This window comes from Parasphingomonas frigoris (assembly GCF_036663815.1).
In the GTDB taxonomy this organism is placed as follows: domain Bacteria; phylum Pseudomonadota; class Alphaproteobacteria; order Sphingomonadales; family Sphingomonadaceae; genus Sphingomonas.
This window is the reverse complement of record NZ_JAXOJQ010000074.1, coordinates 1-1,143: the sequence shown is the minus strand read 5'-3', so window position 1 is coordinate 1,143 and position 1,143 is coordinate 1. Positions and strand designations below refer to the sequence as shown.

1 protein-coding gene is annotated in these 1,143 nt (G+C 69.1%); it reads right to left on the bottom strand.

What is annotated here, in order from left to right; genetic code table 11:
- A partial coding sequence (locus U1872_RS22555) for an ABC transporter permease/substrate-binding protein (protein WP_332795086.1) occupies positions 1 to 1,143 on the bottom strand: 1,143 nt, incomplete at both ends.

Sequence of the window (1,143 nt, the reverse complement as noted above, 5' to 3'; positions counted from 1 at the left end):
CGAAACGGAGCGGATAGGCGCGCTTCACCGCGGCCCATTCGGGACGTTCGAGGAATTCGAGATCGCTGCCGAGCGTCATGCCGGGTGCTGCGTTCACCAGATCGTCGAGGCTGGCGATGCGCTTGGACTTGGCCGCGTCGCCCTTCATCGCAAAGGCATAGGCGTTCTCGAACCCGAGCGAGCCGATCAGGCCGACGCGGTGCTCGCGCCTGGCCCAGTCGCCGATCGCGGCGACCATTGCGGGGCGTGCGGGGACGTCGTTGCGCTTCATCTCGTTCGCCCAGATCGTCCCGGCATAATCGACATAGACGTCGATATCGCCGCCGGAGAGCGCGCCGAAGACGACCGCCGAGCCGAGGCCGTCGCGGTATTCGACGGTGTAGCCGGCTTGTTCGAGCCGGTCGCCGATCAGCCGCGCGAGGATGTATTGTTCGGAGAAGTTCTTTGCGCCGACAACGACGGTGCGGTCCGCGCCACTCTTGGGCCATAGCGGAGCGGTCGCGGCCGCGGTTCCGACGAGCAGCACCGCGGCGCTCGCCATCCAGAGCCAGCGGCGGCGGGCGCGGATGCCGTACTCGATCGCGCCGATCAGCGCGTCGACCGCCAGCGCGAGCGCGGCTGCCGAGACGCAGCCGGCGAGGACCAGCGCCCAGTTCTGCGTCTGGAGGCCGGCGAAGATCATGTCGCCGAGGCTCGGCTGGCCGACGGTCGTCGACAAGGTCGCGGCACCGATCGTCCAGACCGCCGCGGTGCGGATGCCGGCGATCAGCACGGGCGCGACCAAAGGTGCCTCGACCAGCCGCAATTTCTGCGCGGGCGTCATGCCGACTGCGTCCGCCGCCTGAATTACCGCAGGGTCGATGCCGTGCAGGCCGGTCACCGCGTTCCGGATGATCGGGAGGAGCGCGTACAGCGTCAGCGCGATCAAGGACGGGAGGAAGCCCAATGCGGGGATGCCGCCGCCGACCAGCGCGGAGAGGCTGAGCAACAGCGGGTAGAACAAGGCGAGCAGCGCGAGGCTGGGGATGGTCTGGACGAGGCTCGCAAAGCCGAGCGACACGCGCGCCACGGTCGCGTTACGGGCCGACCAGATGCCGAGCGGCAGGCTGATCGCGATGCCGAGTAGCAGCGCCGCGGCGGAGA